This window comes from Pseudoxanthomonas wuyuanensis, from assembly GCF_900215535.1.
In the GTDB taxonomy this organism is placed as follows: Bacteria; Pseudomonadota; Gammaproteobacteria; order Xanthomonadales; family Xanthomonadaceae; genus Pseudoxanthomonas_A; species Pseudoxanthomonas_A wuyuanensis.
Genome location: NZ_OCND01000032.1, coordinates 1 through 1,173, shown reverse-complemented (window position 1 = coordinate 1,173; position 1,173 = coordinate 1). Strand labels below are relative to the sequence as shown.

Below are 1,173 nucleotides of genomic sequence, written 5' to 3'. Positions count from 1 at the left end.
CGGCTTAATTCAGCAACTGTCTTGTGATCTTGGCTGTCAGGCGGCCAACTGCCCTTCCGCATGCAGCTCGTCACGTCGTCTGGCGTTGACGATGCCCAACAGCTTACGCATGCAGGCGACCAGCGCGACCTTGCCCAGCTTCCCGCGGGCCCGCAACTGCTGATAGTGCGCTTTCATCACCGGATCCCAGCGCACGGCCGAGAGCGTGGCCATGTAGAGCGCCACCCGCACCGGAGCTCGCCCACCATGAACGCGGCGCTTGCCCTGGCCGTTCCCGCTGTCGCGGTTCATGGGCGCCACGCCCACCAGCTTGGCGATCTGCCTGCGGTCCAACTGCCCCAACTCCGGCAGCAGCGCCAGTGCCGTGGCCTGGAACACTGGGCCCAAGCCCTTGCTCGAGCGCAGGGCGGGTGTGGTGTGTTGCTGGCTCAAGGCCTGCATCGCGCGCTCGATCGCCGCCAGCTCGCGGGCCAAAGCCGCAATGGTGCGAGCGGCCAGCTTGCGCACCTGCGTCGACGCCATCGCCGCCTGCTGCTTGTGCGCTTGCAACTGGGTGACCACCTGACCCCGTCGGCGCAACCAGTCGCGCAACTCGCGCTGCCATGGCAGTGGCGCAACGTGGCAGCGCAGCCGGTCGGCGAACACCCGCGCCATCAGCGCTAGCAGGCGGGCGTCTATCGCGTCGGTCTTGGCCAGTTCGCCAGTGGCCAGAGCGAAACTGCGGGCCTGGCGCGGGTTGACCCGGGCAATCCACAGTCCAGCATCGCAACACGCTTCCAGCAGCGGCTCTTCATAGCCTCCGGTAGCTTCCACCACGATCCGCGATGCGCCCAAGGCCTTCAGGCGCTTGATCACCTTGGCAATCCCTGCCCCGGTATTGGCAAACCGGGTCACCCCCGTCTGCTCATCTACGGCCAGGTCCAGGCTGGCCTTGCTCACGTCGATTCCTGCTGCTGTCATATCCGATCTCCGCTACAGTTGACTGGTCGAGAGCATCGCGCCCGAGGCCCACGCTTATCGGTTCGAGGGCAACCTCGATCAACTGTTCGGGCGCAAGGCGCGAGATCCGGCGTGCGGCCCCTGCTGAATTACGGTGGTGCTGACACCGAGGCGTTATCGGGCGCGCACGCCGGGCTCTCGGCTCCTACGGTAGGGGAAACTCAAGACATAAGG

General features: G+C 66.1%; 1 protein-coding gene. It reads right to left on the bottom strand.

Translation table 11 applies throughout. The features are described from left to right. Positions 1–36: 36 nt before the first annotated feature. Positions 37–960, bottom strand: coding sequence for an IS110 family transposase (locus tag CRO39_RS20200; RefSeq protein ID WP_097123779.1), 924 nt, complete (start codon positions 958–960; stop codon positions 37–39). Positions 961–1,173: the final 213 nt, after the last annotated feature.